Source organism: Mesorhizobium sp. M4B.F.Ca.ET.143.01.1.1 (genome assembly GCF_004792275.1).
Taxonomy (GTDB): domain Bacteria; phylum Pseudomonadota; class Alphaproteobacteria; order Rhizobiales; family Rhizobiaceae; genus Mesorhizobium; species Mesorhizobium abyssinicae.
The window spans coordinates 1-284 of record NZ_SRSR01000354.1; the positions used below are offsets into that span (position 1 = coordinate 1).

The window sequence follows — 284 nt, forward strand, 5'->3', positions numbered from 1 at the left end:
GGCCCGACGCAGGAACGATGGTCAAAAGGTAGCTGCCCGGCGAAACATAGGTGCCGACCTGCGCCAGCCTGTTGCCGACGATGCCGTCGATCGGCGAGCGGATTTCCGTGAAGCCGAGGTCGAGATCCGCCGTATCGAGATCCGCCTTGGCGGCCGCGACTTCCGCCGTCGCTTCCGAGATCTGGGTGTTGAGGACGTCGAGCTGTTGTTTAGAAGCAGCGAGCGCTGCCCGCGCGGCGGTGACGGATGCCTGCGCCTGGCCATCGGCGGCGGCACTCTTTTGG

The 284-nt window shown here is 65.8% G+C and carries 1 pseudogene; it reads right to left on the reverse strand.

From position 1 onward, the window contains the following. A pseudogene (locus EN786_RS37325) lies at positions 1 to 284 on the reverse strand (HlyD family secretion protein); the annotation flags it as partial.